Raw genomic sequence first — 16,254 nt, forward strand, 5'->3', positions numbered from 1 at the left:
ATCAGCCTTCGACCAGCTCGGCCAGCTCGAGCCAGCGTTCTTCGGCCGCTTCCTTCTCGGCGCGCGCGGTCTCGATGCTCTTTGTGACGGAGGCGAACTTCTGCGGGTCGGCGGTGTAGAGACCGGGGTCGGCGAGAATGGCCTCCCCCTTCGCAATGGCCGCGTCGAGTTCCTCGATGCGCCGCGGCAGCAGCTCGTAGTCGCGCTGGTCCTTGTAGGTCAGCTTGGTCGGGCGCGCAGCTGGCGGGGGAGGGGGCGCGGCGACGGGCGCCTTTGCGGCGGCCTTCTTGGCTTCGGGCCGGTCCTTGCGCTTGGCCTGCCAGTCCTCGTAGCCGCCGGCCACGATGTCGACCGTGCCGCTGCCGTCGAGGCCCAGCGTGACGGTGACGGTCCGGTCGAGGAAGTCGCGGTCGTGGCTCACGATCAGGACCGTGCCTTCGTAGTCGGCGATGACTTCCTGCAGCAGGTCGAGCGTCTCCAGGTCGAGGTCGTTGGTCGGCTCGTCGAGTACCAGCAGGTTGCTCGTGCGGGCAAACTCGCGGGCCAGCAGCAAGCGGCTGCGCTCGCCGCCCGACAGCACGCCGACCTTCATGTCGACGATGGCCGGATCGAACAGGAACTCTTTCAGGTAGCCCTGCACATGCTTGCGCACCCCGCGCACGTCGATCCAGTCGCCGCCCTCGGCAAGGATCTGCCGCACCGTGCGGTCGGGCTGCATCAGGCTGCGCTGCTGGTCGATCATCACCCCCGTCAGCGTCTTGGCCAGGGTGACGCTGCCCTCGTCGGGCTCGATCTCGCCGGTCAGCAGCTTGAGCAGGGTCGTCTTGCCCGCGCCGTTCGCGCCGACCACGCCGATGCGGTCGCCCCGCTGGATGCGCAGCGTGAAGTCGCGGATGATGGTGCGCTCGCCATAGCGCTTGGTCACCTTGTCGGCGTTGATCACCGTCTTGCTGCGGCTTTCGTCGTCGGTCGCCAAGGCCAGCTTCGCCGCGCCGGCTGGGCTGAGCATGGCCGCGCGCTGGGCGCGCATCTGGTAGAGTTTTTCAAGCCGGCCCATGTTGCGCTTGCGCCGCGCGGTCACGCCCCGTTCCAGCCAGTGCGCCTCCAGTTTGAGCCGGGCGTCGAGCTTCTCTGCGGCGCGCGTCTCCTCGGCGTAGACCGCCTCTTCCCACGCCTCGTACCCGCCGAAGCCGATGTCCTTGCGGCGCAGGCTGCCCCGGTCGAGCCAGAGCGTGGAACGGGTCAGGCGCTTGAGAAATGTCCGGTCGTGGCTGATTACCACGACCGCGCCGCGATAGCGGTCGAGCCAGCTTTCGAGCCATTCGATCGCCGCGAGATCAAGATGGTTGGTCGGCTCGTCGAGCAGCAGCAGGTCCGGATCCTGCGCCAGTGCGCGGGCAAGAGCTGCGCGCCGCTTCTCGCCCCCGCTCGCCGTCTTGGCCGGCCGCGCCATGTCGATGCCCAGTTGCCCCGCGATGCTCTCCACCTCGTGCGGCAGCGGCGCATCGGGGCCCGAAAGAGCGAAATCCATCAGCGTGGCGTGCGGGGAAAAGTCCGGGTCCTGTTCCAGCAGCACGATCCGCGTGCCCGGCCTGATCTTGCGCAGGCCGCGGTCGGCCTCGATCCGGTCGTCGATCAGGCGCAGCAGCGTGGTCTTGCCCGCGCCGTTGCGGCCGATCAGCGCCAGCCGGTCCCGCGGGCCGATGTGCAGATCGAGCCCTTCGCCGGGAGGCGCGCCGAACAGCCAGCCATTGCCTTGTTGCAGGCCAAGCCCTTCCCAGGAGAGGATCGGAGGTTCAGCCATCGCGCGGCGCACTTAGGGGCGGAAGGGCGGCGGAACAACCCGGTTCACCGATGCGTAATGGCTCTGCGGCCATCAAAAATGCCGAAGGAGATTTCTTGCATGACACGTTTCGCCATCCCGCTCGTCGCCGTTGCCGCCGCCGTCGCGGCCCCCGCCGCCGCCGCCGAAGTCCAGATCGCCAGCCAGGGTCCGGTGGTCGAACTGACCGTGACCGAAACGGTCAGCGCGGACCCCGACCTGGCTACGGTGGGCGCCGGCGTGACGACCGTCGCACCCACGGCTGTCGAGGCGATGCAGCAGAACAACAACCAGATGGATGCGGTGGTAAAGCGGATCGAACAGCTCGGCGTCAGCGAAAAGGACATCCAGACCACCGGGGTCAATCTCAATGCGGAGTTCGACTATGACGATGCGACCCGCCAGCAGCGGTTCCGCGGCTATCGCGCAAGCAACCGGGTGACCGTGAAGCTGCGCGACATTACCCGCACCGGCCGGGTTCTCGACGCGCTCGTCGTCGCGGGCGCGAACGACCTGAGCGGCATTTCGTGGTCGATCGAAAACCCCGATCCGGCCCGCGAACAGGCGCGCGAAGCGGCCTTCGGCGCGGCCCGCACCAAGGCCGAGCGCTATGCCGCGCTTTCGGGTTACACGGGCCTGCGCCTGCTCGAGGTGAGCGAAACCGTCATGCCCGGCAGGCTGACGCAGTACGACGTAGTCGCGACGGCCGCCTCTGCGCGCAACGAATCCATGCCGATCCGGCCGGGCCAGGTCGAGACCGGCGTGACCGTCACCGTCAAGTACGAGATGACGCGCTGAACCCTGAACCGGGCGCGGCGGCTGCATTCACAACTTGTTCAATCCGCCGCGCCTAGGCATGCCGCCATGATGCGCAAGATTATCCTCCCCATCGCTGCCCTGGCCCTCGCCGGGTCGGGCCTTGCCGCGCCGGCCCTTGCGCAGGGCCGCGGCGACCAGGCTACCGCGCGCAAGGAAATGAACGCGGGCAATGTGATGAAGCTGCGCGATATCGAGCGTATCGTCATCCCGCAGATCGAGAAGCGCGGCGAGAACATCCAGTACCTCACGCCGGAGTTCGACGAGGTCGCTCGGGCCTACCGCATGAAGTTCATCGACAACACGCGCGGCCAGATGATTTGGGTCGATGTCGATGCCCGCAACGGCCGTATCCTGCGGATTTCGAAATAGGGCACGGAAACGCTGTTCAGGTTGACGCGTTCATGTTCAAGGCCCACCTTCCGTGCGGCGTGAGAACAGGAAACCAACAATGCGCATCCTGATCGTCGAGGACGAGCCTACCCTCGGCCACCAGCTCAAAAACACCCTGGAGCAGAACGGTTATGCCGTCGACCTGTCGACCGACGGGGAAGACGGCCACTTCCTCGGCTCGACCGAGGAATACGATGCCGTCGTGCTCGATCTCGGCTTGCCCGAGATCGACGGGCTGACCGTGCTCAACATGTGGCGCAAGGAAGGCCGCATGTTTCCCGTGCTCGTGCTGACCGCGCGCGACAGCTGGTCCGACAAGGTCGCCGGCCTCGATGCCGGGGCCGACGATTATCTCGCCAAACCTTTCCAGACCGAAGAGCTCATCGCCCGCCTGCGCGCGCTGATCCGCCGCGCGTCCGGCAATGCGAGCTCCGAGCTGACCGCCGGCGACGTGCGCCTCGACACGCGGTCAGGCCGTGTCACCCGGGCCGGTGAGCCGGTCAAGCTGACGGCGCAGGAATACAAGCTGCTGAGCTACCTGATGCACCACAAGGGCAAGGTGGTCAGCCGTACCGAACTGATCGAGCACATTTACGATCAGGATTTCGACCGCGATTCGAACACGATCGAGGTCTTCGTCACCCGTATTCGCAAGAAGCTGGGTGCCAACGTGATCACGACAATCCGTGGCCTCGGTTACAGTCTCGACGACCCCGACGAACCTCCCCGCGAGTAGCCCGCCGGTCGCGGCGAAGGGGACCCAACCCCCCGCGGAGGAAGTCTCGGAGGATACCGGGGCAGAATCCATCACGCCCGCGCACACCGGAAGTCTCAGCCGGCGGATGATGCTGATCGCGGCGGGGTGGATTTCTATCCTGCTGCTGGTCGGCGGGGTGGCGCTCGACAGCACGCTGAAGAACCTCGTCACGCAGCAGTTCAACGACCAGCTCGACTACAGCCTCAACGGGATGCTCGGCTCGGCCGAAATCGTCGAGGGCGAGGTGTGGTTCAACCGACCGCTGGGCGATCAGCGATACCTGGAGCCCAACAGTGGGTTCTACTGGCAGATCAGCGGCAAGGGGTTCGAGGATTATCCCTCGCGCTCGCTGTGGGACCGCCGGCTGGAGGTGGACCTGGCCGTCGACAACCGCGAGCCGCGCTATTACGATTCCGACCAGTTTCCCGACGAACCGCTGCGCATCGTCGAGCGTACGATCCGCCTGCCGGGCAGCGATACGGAGTGGCACTTCATCGTGGCGGCCTCGCGCGCCGAGCTCGACGCACAGATCGGGCGCATCCGCTCGATCCTCGTCTGGTCTTTCGCCGTGTTGGGCATCGGCCTGTTCATCATGGCCATGCTGCAGACCTGGTACGGGCTGAGCCCGCTGCGCCGGGTGCGCAAGGCGATCGCGCGTATCCGCACCACCGGGCGCAATCGCGTGACCGACCCGCTGCCGCTCGAGGTGCAGCCAATGGTCGAGGAGCTCAACGCCCTTCTCTCCCACTCCGAACAGCAGGCCGAAGAAGCGCGGACCCATGCGGGCAACCTCGCGCACGCGCTCAAGACCCCGTTGACGGTGTTGACCAATGCCGCGAGCGCGCGTTCGCCCGATCTCGACGAGACGGTGCTGCGCGAAGCGTCAGTCATGCGGCGCCAGGTCGATCACCACCTTGCCCGCGCCCGCGCGGTAGGGCGGCGGGCGGTCGGCCTTTCGCGGGCCAACGTGCGCGATAGCGCCGATGCGGTGGAGCGCGCGGTCGCCCGCTTGCACCCCGACGTGCGGCTGGACATCGACGGTTCGACCACCGCGGAAGTCGCCATCGAGCGGCAGGATCTCGACGAAATCCTCGGCAACCTGATCGAGAACGCCGCGAAATACGGCGGCGGCAGCGTGTTCGTGACCGTGGATGCCGAGCCGGGTAGCGACCTCTGCGCCATCTGGGTCGAGGACGACGGCATGGGCATCCCCCGCGAGCAGCGCGCCACGCTGTTCACCCGCGGCGCCCGGCTCGACACCGAGAAGCCGGGCACCGGGCTGGGCCTGGCGATCGTGCGCGACGTGGTGGAAATCTACGGCGGGAAGATCGAACTCGGCGAGAGCGAGGACCTTGGCGGTCTGCTGGTCCGCTTGCTCCTACCGCGGGCGAGCGCGGAGTAGACCCTCAGTCGCGAATGCCCGGACGGGGCGGCAGGCCGGGAAAGTGCGGCAGGCTCTCGTCGAGCATATCCCAGGCGATCCGGTCCTTCACGTAGATGCAGTTTTCCGGGCTGACCTGTCCTGGCTCGTCGAGCGATCCCGCCTGCACCATGATGTGATCGCCCGGCGCGTCGCCCGACGTGTAAAGCCGCCCGCCGCAGGTGCCGCAGAAATGCCTGGTGACCTTGCCGCCGGTGTCCCCGGTGTTGGTGAAGGTCTGCGGATCGCCCTCGAGCCGCAACTGGTCCTTGTGAATGCCGATGATGGTGGTGTGTCCGGTGCCCGTCGCCTTCTGGCAATCCTTGCAGCAACACTGGCTGACGAACATCGGCTCGCCCTCGATCCGAAAACGCATCGCACCGCACAGGCATCCGCCCACAAGCCCGTCACCCATCTCCGATTCTCCTTCACGAACAGATTAGCGCGCCTGCTCGCCCTGTCGACGGGTTCAGCGCCGGTTTATGCCGGACCGGTTAACTATCCGGCAATCATCGCATTTCCCTGGAGAAAATCCATGTTCAAGCAATTCGTGCGCCCGGCCCTGCTGCTTGCAGCAACCGCCGCCCTCGGCGCCTGTTCGGCCTATGACAGCTACGGTTACGGCGGCACTGTCGTTTCCGTCGGCTATGGCAACGGCGGCTACTACCCTTATTCGAGCCGTTACGATCGCTACGATCCCTACGGCTACTACGGCTGGTATGACGGCTTCTATTATCCGGGCACCGGGTATTACATCTACGATCGTGGCGGCACGCGCCATCGCTGGAGCGATCAGCACCGGCGCTATTGGGAAGGCCGCCGCGGCGGACGCGACGTACGCGAGAACTGGAGTGCCTGGCGCGGCCAGCAATATTCCGGTCGTCAGGGCGAAAACCGCACCGAGCGCTGGCAGGGCCGCGACCAGCGCGGACAGCAGGGCTGGCAGGGCAATCGCCAGCGGCAGGATCGCCAGCAATGGCAGGGCCGCAGCCGCGATGGAGATTCTGTCGCCGGTCAGCGTGTCGAACGCCAGCCCAGGGTCATGCGCCAGCAACAGCAGGTCGAACGCCAGCAGCAACAGCGAGCCGAACGCCCCCAGCGCTCGGTCAATCGGGGCGAGGAGTTTCGCCGGGGCCGTGAACGGCGCGGGGACTGAGGCCTAGCGCTGCGCGGCCTGCTTGTGATGGAGGATGACTTCCTCGATCACGAAGCGGATGAACTTCTCGCTGAATTCGGGGTCGAGCTCCGCTTCGACGGCGAGCGCGCGCAGGCGCTCGATCTGCCGCGCTTCGCGGCCCGGGTCGCTGGCGGGGAGGTTGGACTGCGCCTTGTACTCGCCCACGGCTTGGGTGATGCGAAAGCGTTCGGCCAACATGTGAATCAACGCGGCATCGATATTGTCGATGCTCTTGCGGTAGACCGCCAGGACGGCATCCTGGTTTTGCGCCGAAGGGTTGCTTGCCATATGCGCCCGGACCTAGCACGGATTCCCCGCTTGCCAAGTCGGCGGCAAGCTTCCAAGTGCGCCGCATGAGCGCCGAGATCCTCCCATTTTCGCGCAAGGACCCTTCGCTGGCGCCGATCCTGGGCCTGACCGCGACGGCCATGAATTCGGTCAACGCGATCATCCTCGACAGGATGCAGAGCGAGATACCGCTTATCCCCGCACTGGCCGGGCACCTCATTGCCGGCGGGGGCAAGCGGATGCGGCCGATGCTGACGCTCGCCGGGGCCGAAGTGGTGGGATACCAGGGGACGCGGCATCACCGGCTGGCCGCCGCGGTCGAATTCATCCACACCGCGACTCTGTTGCATGACGATGTCGTCGATGGGAGCGAGCAGCGCCGGGGCAAGAGCACCGCCAACATCGTCTTCGGCAATCCGGCCACCGTGCTGGTGGGGGATTTCCTGTTCAGCCGCGCCTTCGAGCTGATGGTCGAGGACGGCAGCCTCAAGGTGCTCAAGATCCTCAGCTCGGCCAGCGCGGTGATCGCGCAGGGCGAGGTCGACCAGCTCACCGCCCAGCGCCGTATCGAGACCAGCGAGGAGCGCTACCTTCACATCATCGGCGCCAAGACCGCGGCGCTGTTCGCAGCCGCCAGCCGCATCGCCGCCGTGGTGGCGGAGCGCGGCGAGGCGGAAGAACGGGCTCTCGACGATTACGGCCGCAACTTGGGGGTCGCATTCCAGTTGGTGGACGATGCGATAGATTATGACGGCGGAACGGCCGACATGGGCAAGGACCGTGGCGACGATTTCCGCGAAGGGAAGATGACCCTTCCGGTGATCCTCGCCTACGCGCGTGGTTCGGCCGAGGAGCGCAAGTTCTGGGAAGAAGCCATTGCCGGCTTCCGCACCGAAGATGAGGATTTGGCCCACGCGGTGGACCTCATTCGCCGGCACGAGGCCGTTGCCGCCACTCGCGAGCGCGCGAGGCTCTATGCCCAGCGCGCGTGCGATGCCCTGTCGATCTTCCCCGACGGCAAGGCCCGTCAGGCGATGGTCGAAGCGGCGCAGTTCGCGGTCAGCCGGGGGTACTGAGCGTTCCGGCGACGCGCCGTTCGAGAGTGTCCGCGGGCCGCTGGGTGTGGCATTTTCCAATATGAGCGACGGTCTCCCGATCCATTCCGTCCTGCCGCGATTGCTGGCGGCGTTGCAGGATAGCACCGGCGCGGTCCTCGTGGCGCCTCCGGGCGCGGGCAAGACCACGGCGGTCGCGCCCGCCCTGCTGGGCGAAAGCTGGTGTCAGGGCACGATCATCCTGACGTCTCCCCGCCGGGTCGCCGCGCGCGCTGCGGCGGAGCGGTTGGCCGAGATGCTGGGCGAGGCACCGGGAGAAACGGTCGGTTACCTGACCCGGCTCGATTCCCGACGCTCGGCGAGAACGCGGATTCTGGTCGTCACCGAAGCAATCTTCGTGTCGATGGTCCTGGCCGACCAGGAGTTGACCGGCGTCTCCGCCGTGCTGTTCGACGAAGCGCACGAACGGCACCTCGACAGCGACCTCGGTCTCGCGCTCGTCCTCGAAACCCGCGAGGTCCTGCGTTCCGACCTGCGGGTGCTGGTGATGTCGGCCACGATCGACGGCGCGCGCTTTGCTCGCCTGCTCGGTAGCGAAACTCCAGTCGTCGAGAGCGAGGGCAGGGCGCATCCGTTGCGGATCGCATGGCTGGGCAGCCGACCCGATCTGCGGATCGAGGATGCGATGGCCGCAGCCGTCCAGCAGGCCTGGCGCCAGGAGGAGGGCGACATCCTCGCCTTTCTCCCCGGTGTTCGTGAGATCGAGCGTGTGCGCGAAAGGCTCGAGGCCAAACTCGTCGGCGTTCCAATCCTGCCGCTTCATGGGCAGGTCCAGCCCGCCGACCAGCGGGCCGCCATACGGCGCGATCCGCAAGGCCGGCGGCGGATCGTATTGGCCACCGCGATCGCCGAGAGTTCCATTACCCTCGACGGTGTCAGCGTCGTGGTGGATGCGGGCCTTTCGCGCCGGGCCGAGTTCGATCTTGCCGCGGGCGTGACCCACCTTGTCACCCATCGCGCAAGCCAGGCGGCGGCCGCCCAGCGGGCCGGCCGCTCGGCGCGGCAGGGCCCAGGGGTCGCCTATCGCCTGTGGGAGGAGGCCGCTCATCCCGGTCGCCCGGCGTTTGACCCGCCCGAGATCGTCAACAGCGACCTTGCGCCGTTGGTGCTGGCGTTGGCGCGCTGGGGCGGGGGCGATCCCGGGTCAATGCAATGGCTCAATAGGCCGCCGGAGGCGGCAGTCGCGGCAGCGCGCTCCCGGCTTCTGGCAATGGGCGGGCTCGACGCCGCCGGCCGCATCACCGCGTTCGGCAACAAGGTCGCCGCGCTCGCCATGGAGCCATGGCAGGCGGCAATGGTCCTGCGCGGCGCCGAGCATGGCGCGGCGGAGACGGCCGCCCGCATCGCCTTGCTGCTGCAGGAGCGGGGGCTTGGCGGCAAGGGCGAGGACCTCGCCGCCCGCCTCCAGCGGTGGAATGGCGACCGAACGACGCGAGCAGAGTCGAGCCGCAAGCTCGCGGCCGGCTGGGCCAAGCGGGCCGAGGGTCTCTCGCAACCGGGGGGCGAGGGCGTACCGCCTGCCATACTCCTGGCCTGGGCGCTTCCCGACAACATCGCCCGCCGGCGCGACGGCACGGGGGAAAGCTGGCTCAGCGCAGGCGGGCGCGGTTACAGTCTCGACCCTGCCAGCCCCCTGGCGCGGGCAGAATGGCTCGCGATCGGCGATGCGCAGGGCCAAGCCAAGGGTGCGCGGATCACGGCCGCCCTCCCGCTGGAAGCGGCCGATGTCGAGAAATGGCTCGACGACCGGATCGAGCGGCGCAGTGTCCTTCTCTGGAAGGGCGATCGGGTCGAGGCGCGGCTCGAGAGGCGGCTCGGCGCCGTCACGCTCGCAACCGGTCCCGATCCTCGGCCGGACGGGGACGCCATCACCAGGCTGCTTGTTGAAAAGGCCGTGGAAAACCTTGCGGATTGGCTGCCGAAAACCCTGTTGGCGAGGGCTGGATATGCCGGGATATCCGAGTTGTCCGCCGAGACGCTGGCCAAGGAGGCGGACGATTGGCTCGCCCAGCTACTGGCCGGGCGGCGCGATCTCGAATTACCGCGTGGCGATCTGGCCCAGGCGCTGCTGTCCCGGCTGGACTGGGATACGCGGCAAAGACTCGATCGGTTGGCGCCGCGGGAGTTCGTCACCCCCGCCGGAACGAGCCATGCGATAGACTATGCCGGCCCTGACGCGCCTGCCGTCGAGGCGCGAGTGCAGGCCCTATTCGGGCTCGATGCCCATCCGCTGATCGGCGAAACGCCGCTGCTGCTCAAGCTGACGAGCCCCGCGGGCCGCCCGATCCAGGCCACGCGCGACCTTCCCGGATTCTGGCGCGGAAGCTGGAGAGATGTGGCGAAGGAGATGAAGGGCCGGTACCCCAAGCATCGCTGGCCGGACGAGCCCTGGTGCGAAAAGCCGAGCCTCAAGACGAAGAACGCCTTTTCACGTTCGGAATGATGAATTAGGGCCCCGATCATGCAGGCACGCATTTATCAACGACCCAAGAACGCAATGCAGTCGGGCAAGGCGCTGACCGACGAGTGGGTGCTCGACTTCGTCCCGGCGGAAGCGAAGAAGCCCGACCCCCTGATGGGCTGGGCGGGCAGCGGCGACACGCAGCAGCAGGTGCAGTTGCGGTTCGAAAGCTGCGCGGCGGCGCAGGCCTATGCGGATAAACACGGGATCGAGGTGCAGGTGCACCCGAGCCCTCCGCGCAAGCTCAAGCTTCAGGCTTACGCCGACAACTTCCGGTAAGCCTCGGGCTCGATCCCGAAGTACTTTCTTCGTTGCACCAAAGCCGGTTGCAATCGACGCCGCCCGGTTCCATATCGCGCCCGGGAGTCGGGTGGACGTTCGCGTCGGCTCACCGGGTCAGGTCCGGAAGGAAGCAGCCCAGGTTGATTGCAGCGGGTCGCCCGGCTCCTTTTCCACACCATTGTTGCCATGACATCGGGGGGCGGAGTGCCTACCTTGTGCGGCATGGGTGATTCCCCCGAAAACACTGTGGACAGTACGGACTCGCTTCCGTGGAAGACGGACGCGGGGGAGGCCACTCCCAGCGCCGCCGAACTCGAAGCGGCCGGGCAATCGGCCATGTTCGGGGAGCCCGTTTCCGCAAAGCCGGCGCCGGTCGAGCCCGCCCCCAAGGCTGCTACACCCGCCGCGCAACCCTATCGCGTTCTGGCGCGAAAATACCGCCCGCAGACGTTCTCCGAGCTGATCGGGCAGGACGCGATGGTCCAGACGCTCGGCAATGCGATCCAGCGCGACCGCCTGGCCCATGCCTTCCTCATGACCGGGGTGCGCGGAGTTGGCAAAACCTCGACCGCGCGCCTCATCGCCAAGGCGCTGAACTGCGTGGGGCCGGATGGGCAGGGCGGGCCGACGATCGACCCGTGCGGCCAGTGCGAGCCCTGCAGGGCCATCGCCGAGGGCCGTCATATCGATGTCATCGAGATGGACGCGGCCAGCCACACCGGCGTCGACGACGTGCGCGAGATCATCGAGGCGGTGCGCTACGCCGCGGTCAGTGCGCGCTACAAGATCTACATCATCGACGAAGTCCACATGCTCACGAGGAACGCGTTCAACGCGCTCCTCAAGACGCTCGAGGAGCCGCCGGGCCATGTGAAGTTCCTTTTCGCCACCACCGAGGTCGACAAGCTGCCGGTGACGGTGCTGAGCCGGACCCAGCGCTTCGACCTGCGGCGCATCTCGGCCCCCTTGTTGCAGCAGCACTTCGCCAGCGTGTGCCGGCAGGAAGGCATCGAGGCGGAGGACGAGGCGATGGCCATGATCGCCGCCGCGGCCGAAGGCTCCGTTCGCGACGGGCTTTCGATCCTCGACCAGGCGATTGCCCACGCCGACCTCGAAGGCGGCGGTAAGGTGACTGCCGAGCGGGTGCGCGACATGCTCGGCCTGGCGGACAAGGGAGCGCAGCGGCGGCTTTTTGCCGCTTTGCTCGAAGGACAGCCGCAGGCGCTTATCGCAGAGGTCGACAATCAGTACGCGCTGGGCGTCGAGCCATTGGCGCTGATGCGCGGAATGCTCGACCTGGCGCACAAGGTGACCCTGGCGCAGATCGCTCACCAGGCCGGGGATACGGCTTCGCAGGAAGAACGGGCGGCGATCGAGGAGTGGGCGGAGCATCTTTCGGCCGCGCAGCTACACCGCCTGTGGCAACTCCTGCTCAAGGGCTATTCGGAGGTACGCAAGGCGCCCGATCCGCTGGTTGCCGCGCAGATGGCGCTGCTGCGCGTCCTGCATGCATCGACATTGCCCGATCCGGGCAATCTGGCGAAGCGGATCGAGACGCTGGCCGAGCGAGGAGTGCCGGCGGCTTCCGTACCGGCTTCGTCCCCGGCGACCAACGGGCCGTCCGCCGCGATCGAGTGGGAGCGGTTGATTACCAGCGTCGATCAGTCCGGCGCGCTCGGCGTCGCGCAGGTCATGCGGGACTGGATTCGAGTCATCGACCTGATGCCGGGCGAACTGGTGTACGCCGTCACACCCGGATTGGTCGAGGATCCGGGGCCCGAGCTTCGCGAGGCGCTGTCGCGGGCGACCGGACAGCGCTGGCAGGTCCGGCTCGGCGAAGGCGCGGCCCTGCCGTCGATGCGCGAGCGGGCAGACGCGGAGAAGGCCGATGCGCGCCGGCAGGTCATGGCCGATCCGCTGGTAGAGGCAGCATTCGCGGCCTTTCCCGATGCCGAACTCGTCGAGGATGGCGAGGGCCTGACCGGCGAACGAAACTGGAGCAAGCGGGCCTGAGAGCCCCCGAAGGATAGATCAGATGGACATGGAAGAAATGCTCAAGGCGGCCCAGCAGGCGGCCGAGACGATCCAGAAGCAGATGAACGACGCGCAGGTCAAACTGGACACCATCGAGGTCGAAGGCAGTTCGGGTGGCGGCCTGGTGAAGATCCGTGCCACCGCCAAGGGCCGCATTCAGTCGGTTTCGATCGACGACAGCCTGATCGTGCCGTCCGACAAGCAGATGCTGGAAGATCTGGTCACCGCCGCGTTCAACGATGCGCGGGCCAAGGCCGATCAGGCCGCCAATGCCGAGATGCAGAAGGTCCAGTCGGGCATGGCGCTGCCGCCGGGATTCAAGCTTCCCGGTATGTAAGGCTGCCCGGGCGGGCGCCTCAGTATCCCAGTTTGCCGCGTCGGGTCTGCTCGTGCAATTCCTCGAGCCGGTCCGCCCGTGACTTGTCGCCGCGAAAGTTGGGGCGGGCCTCCCGCTCCGCCTTGCGCTCGCGGCGCCAGCGGATCAGCCATTCCGACTCCTTGCGGTCGAGCCCAACGAGGATCTCTTCCCCGTCACCGGCCACGCCGAGCGCGCCGATGACCTCGTTGTAACTGCGCTCCTGTTCGAGCAGATCGAGCCGCTTGGCTCCGCCCGTCGTGCGAGAGACGTCCGCCGCTTCGGCAACGGTTGGAGGTGGGTTCGGCGCGCTGGCGAGCCCGGCTTCCGCGGCGATTTCGCGCACATGTTCAAGCACCGAAGGCGCAAGCGGCTGATCGAACCTGATCCCGGCCACGCGTCCGTCGAGCCAGCGGACCCGTGCTTCGATCGGGCCGATGGGGCCGATGCGGATTGTGACGAATTGGTCGACCTCGAGCCGCCCAAGCCGATCGTGGATCTGGCAGCCACCTTGGGAAAGGTCGCGCAGCGTAACATCCACGGCCATGCCCGTGCCGGACCGATACCGGCCGGGAACGGTTATTCCGTGTCGCTCGTCCCTACGTTCTTCCATTGCTTCCCTGCCGGACAAATTGCCGGCAACAGGGCCACGGTCATAACATGGCCGGATTGTCGTGTGAAAAGAAAATCCGCGCCGAAGTCCCGGGGAATGTGCCGGGCGGAAGGTTGCGGTCGGGTGGGGAGGGACCCATATCCTGCGACCAAGATCGTGCGTTTTTCCCCCGTATGGGCAGCGCACGCGAACACGGACAAGAGATAGCATGAGCCAGTTTCCTCTCCTTCCCTTGCGCGATGTCGTGGTCTTTCCCGGCCAGGTCGTGCCGTTATTCGTTGGGCGTTCCAAGTCGGTCGAGGCGCTCGAAGCCGCAATGGCCGGCAACAAGGACATCCTGCTCCTGGCCCAGCGCGACCCGCAGTGCGACGATCCGGGCCGCGACGACCTGTACGACATCGGCGTGGTTGCCCAGGTCCTGCAGATGCTGAAGCTTCCCGATGGTACCGTTCGCGTATTGGTCGAAGGCCAGAGCCGCGCCCGACTGACGGACCTTGAAGAGCGCGAAGGCTTCACCGTGGCCCAGACCGAACTGCTCGAGGAAGAGCCCGCGACCGGCAATGCGGTCGCTGCTCTGATGCGCAGCTCGCTCGATCAGTTCGCCGACTATGCCAAGCACAACAAGAAGCTGCCCGACGAGCTTGAAGGCGAACTGGGGCAGATCGAGGACGCCGGCCGGCTGGCCGATGCGATCGCCGGCGCGCTGACCGCCAAGGTAGCCGTCAAGCAGTCGCTCCTCGCTGAGACCGACCCGATGAAGCGGCTGGAGATGGTCTATTCCGTGATGGAGGGCGAGCTGTCGGTCCTCCAGGTCGAGCGCAAGATCCGCGGCCGTGTGAAGCGGCAGATGGAGAAGACGCAGCGGGAATATTACCTCAACGAACAGCTCAAGGCGATCCAGAACGAGCTCGGCGGAAGCGACGGCGAGGATGGAGACGAGATCGCCGAACTCCAGGCGAAGATCGACCGGCTGAAGCTGTCGAAGGAGGCCCGCGCCAAGGCCGAGAGCGAGCTCAAGAAGCTCAAGACGATGCAGCCGATGAGCGCCGAGGCGACGGTCATCCGCAACTATCTCGACGTGCTGCTCGGCCTGCCGTGGGGCAACAAGAGCAGGTTGAAGAAGGACATCCGCAAGGCCGAGGCGATCCTCAACGAAGATCACTACGCGCTCGACAAGGTGAAGGACCGGATCGTCGAGTATCTGGCGGTCCAGGCGCGGACGAACAAGCTCAAGGGGCCGATCCTGTGCCTCGTCGGCCCTCCGGGTGTCGGCAAGACCAGCCTGGGCAAGTCGATCGCCCGCGCGACGGGGCGCGAATTCGTGCGCCAGTCGCTCGGCGGCGTGCGCGACGAGGCCGAGATCCGCGGTCACCGGCGGACCTACATCGGATCGCTCCCCGGCAAAATCGTGACCAACCTGCGCAAGGCCGGAACCAGCAACCCCTTGTTCCTCCTCGATGAAATCGACAAGCTGGGGCAGGACTTCCGCGGCGATCCCGCGTCCGCGCTGCTCGAGGTGCTCGATCCCGAGCAGAACGCCAAGTTCCAGGACCACTACCTCGAACTGGACATCGACCTCAGCGACATCATGTTCGTGACCACGGCCAACAGCCTCAACCTGCCGCAGCCGCTGCTCGACCGGATGGAGATCATCCGCCTCGAAGGTTACACCGAGGACGAGAAGGTCGAGATCGCCCAGCGCCACCTGATCGCCAAGCAGGTCAAGGCCCACGGCCTTAAGAAGGGCGAGTTCGAGCTCACCGAGGGGGGGCTGCGCGACCTCATCCGCTACTACACCCGCGAAGCCGGCGTCCGCACGCTGGAGCGCGAGATCGCGCGGCTGGCCCGCAAGTCGCTGCGCAAGATCCTCGAAGGCGATGCGACGGCGGTCTCGATCACCCCGGAAAACCTCGGCGACTTTGCCGGCGTGCGCAAGTTCAAGCACGGCGTGAGCGAAGAGGAAGCCCAGGTGGGCGGCGTCACGGGTCTGGCCTGGACCGAGGTCGGCGGAGAACTGCTGACGATCGAGAGCGTCACGACGCCGGGCAAGGGCGAGGTCAAGACCACCGGCAAGCTGGGCGAGGTGATGAACGAAAGCGTCTCCGCGGCCTTCAGCTTCGTCAAGGCGAGGGCGCCTGCCTATGGCATCAAGCCCTCGCTGTTCCAGCGCAAGAACGTGCACATCCACCTGCCCGAAGGCGCCGTGCCCAAGGACGGGCCGAGCGCGGGCATCGGTATGGTCACCTCCATCGTCTCGACCCTGACGGGCATCCCCGTCCGGCCCGACGTGGCCATGACCGGCGAAGTGACGTTGCGCGGGCGCGTGCTCGCGATCGGCGGCCTCAAGGAAAAGCTGCTGGCGGCGCTGCGCGGCGGCATCAAGAAGGTCCTGATCCCGGAAGAGAACCGCAAGGACCTGGCGGAAATCCCCGCAAACGTGAAGGAAGGGCTGGAGATCGTCCCCGTCAGTCACGTCGACGAGGTGCTGGCCCACGCGCTCGTGTCGCCTATCGAGCCGATCGTCTGGACGGATGCGGATGATCTGGCGAGCCAGCCGGTGGCCCCGGCCTCCGGATCCGCTGCCTCGCCGATAGCACATTGAGCTTCCAGCAGAGGCGTCCGACAGTCTTTAGCCGCGTGATTGAGCGCTACGAACGTACCGTTTCTGCACAAAACCAGCGATTTCGGGCGGCGAGCTGAAAAGTAGCCGCCCGAAACTCG

General features: G+C 66.7%; 15 protein-coding genes and 1 other RNA gene. 12 read left to right on the plus strand and 4 right to left on the minus strand.

All coding sequences use genetic code 11. The annotated features are described in order from the left end of the window. Nucleotide 1: 1 nt before the first annotated feature. Entirely contained in the window at nucleotides 2-1,804 is a 1,803-nt protein-coding gene (locus tag ACWPMZ_RS05425) for an ABC-F family ATP-binding cassette domain-containing protein (protein ID WP_455702989.1), read from the minus strand. 99 nt (nucleotides 1,805-1,903) lie between these two features. Here ACWPMZ_RS05425 and ACWPMZ_RS05430 point away from each other — a divergent pair, with 99 nt between their 5' ends. From ACWPMZ_RS05430 to ACWPMZ_RS05445, 4 genes are all read left to right on the plus strand, one after another. Continuing rightward, the gene (locus ACWPMZ_RS05430; protein ID WP_455702990.1) at nucleotides 1,904-2,620 is read left to right on the plus strand and encodes an SIMPL domain-containing protein; all 717 of its coding nucleotides are present in this window, start codon (nucleotides 1,904-1,906) and stop codon (nucleotides 2,618-2,620) included. Between the two features lie 66 nt (nucleotides 2,621-2,686). Continuing rightward, entirely contained in the window at nucleotides 2,687-3,010 is a 324-nt protein-coding gene (locus tag ACWPMZ_RS05435; protein ID WP_455702991.1) for a PepSY domain-containing protein, read from the plus strand. 79 nt (nucleotides 3,011-3,089) lie between these two features. Next, entirely contained in the window at nucleotides 3,090-3,767 is a 678-nt protein-coding gene (locus ACWPMZ_RS05440; protein WP_455702992.1) for a response regulator transcription factor, read from the plus strand. Nucleotides 3,768-3,873: 106 nt separating this feature from the next. Next, nucleotides 3,874-5,190 carry an ATP-binding protein gene (locus ACWPMZ_RS05445; protein WP_455702993.1) on the plus strand — a complete coding sequence of 439 codons (1,317 nt, stop codon included), beginning with the start codon at nucleotides 3,874-3,876 and terminating at the stop codon, nucleotides 5,188-5,190. Nucleotides 5,191-5,194: 4 nt separating this feature from the next. Here the strand turns inward: ACWPMZ_RS05445 and ACWPMZ_RS05450 are convergent, their stop codons facing one another. Beyond that, nucleotides 5,195-5,623, minus strand: a complete 429-nt coding sequence (locus tag ACWPMZ_RS05450) for a GFA family protein (protein ID WP_455702994.1) — start codon at nucleotides 5,621-5,623, stop codon at nucleotides 5,195-5,197. Nucleotides 5,624-5,743: 120 nt separating this feature from the next. Here ACWPMZ_RS05450 and ACWPMZ_RS05455 point away from each other — a divergent pair, with 120 nt between their 5' ends. Further along, a complete protein-coding gene (locus ACWPMZ_RS05455) occupies nucleotides 5,744-6,364 on the plus strand; it encodes a peptidase (protein ID WP_455702995.1) in 621 nt (206 codons plus the stop codon). 3 nt (nucleotides 6,365-6,367) lie between these two features. Here ACWPMZ_RS05455 and ACWPMZ_RS05460 read toward each other — a convergent pair whose 3' ends face one another. Next, complete coding sequence (locus tag ACWPMZ_RS05460; RefSeq protein WP_455702996.1) at nucleotides 6,368-6,673, minus strand: chorismate mutase; 306 nt, start codon at nucleotides 6,671-6,673, stop codon at nucleotides 6,368-6,370. Nucleotides 6,674-6,738: 65 nt separating this feature from the next. Here ACWPMZ_RS05460 and ACWPMZ_RS05465 point away from each other — a divergent pair, with 65 nt between their 5' ends. From ACWPMZ_RS05465 to ACWPMZ_RS05490, 6 genes are all read left to right on the plus strand, one after another. After that, entirely contained in the window at nucleotides 6,739-7,749 is a 1,011-nt protein-coding gene (locus tag ACWPMZ_RS05465; protein ID WP_455702997.1) for a polyprenyl synthetase family protein, read from the plus strand. 61 nt (nucleotides 7,750-7,810) lie between these two features. After that, entirely contained in the window at nucleotides 7,811-10,231 is a 2,421-nt protein-coding gene (gene hrpB / locus ACWPMZ_RS05470) for an ATP-dependent helicase HrpB (RefSeq protein ID WP_455702998.1), read from the plus strand. An 18-nt stretch (nucleotides 10,232-10,249) separates the two neighbouring features. Then, nucleotides 10,250-10,528: an ETC complex I subunit gene (locus ACWPMZ_RS05475; protein ID WP_455702999.1), complete on the plus strand. Its 279-nt coding sequence runs from the start codon at nucleotides 10,250-10,252 to the stop codon at nucleotides 10,526-10,528. Nucleotides 10,529-10,608: 80 nt separating this feature from the next. Continuing rightward, nucleotides 10,609-10,703: signal recognition particle sRNA small type (gene ffs, locus ACWPMZ_RS05480), an RNA gene on the plus strand. Between the two features lie 50 nt (nucleotides 10,704-10,753). Then, nucleotides 10,754-12,544 (plus strand): DNA polymerase III subunit gamma/tau, encoded by a 1,791-nt coding sequence (locus ACWPMZ_RS05485; RefSeq protein WP_455703000.1) that lies wholly within the window; start codon nucleotides 10,754-10,756, stop codon nucleotides 12,542-12,544. Between the two features lie 22 nt (nucleotides 12,545-12,566). Next, on the plus strand, nucleotides 12,567-12,902 hold the full coding sequence (locus ACWPMZ_RS05490; RefSeq protein ID WP_455703001.1) for a YbaB/EbfC family nucleoid-associated protein: 336 nt from the start codon (nucleotides 12,567-12,569) through the stop codon (nucleotides 12,900-12,902). A 19-nt stretch (nucleotides 12,903-12,921) separates the two neighbouring features. Here ACWPMZ_RS05490 and ACWPMZ_RS05495 read toward each other — a convergent pair whose 3' ends face one another. Continuing rightward, entirely contained in the window at nucleotides 12,922-13,743 is an 822-nt protein-coding gene (locus tag ACWPMZ_RS05495; protein WP_455704169.1) for a PilZ domain-containing protein, read from the minus strand. On the opposite strand from ACWPMZ_RS05495, the gene lon reads away from it, so the two are divergent. After that, nucleotides 13,742-16,135 (plus strand): endopeptidase La, encoded by a 2,394-nt coding sequence (gene lon, locus ACWPMZ_RS05500; protein WP_455703002.1) that lies wholly within the window; start codon nucleotides 13,742-13,744, stop codon nucleotides 16,133-16,135. The genes ACWPMZ_RS05495 and lon overlap by 2 nt on opposite strands. Nucleotides 16,136-16,254: the final 119 nt, after the last annotated feature.

The sequence above is a fragment of the Tsuneonella sp. HG222 genome (assembly GCF_053819185.1).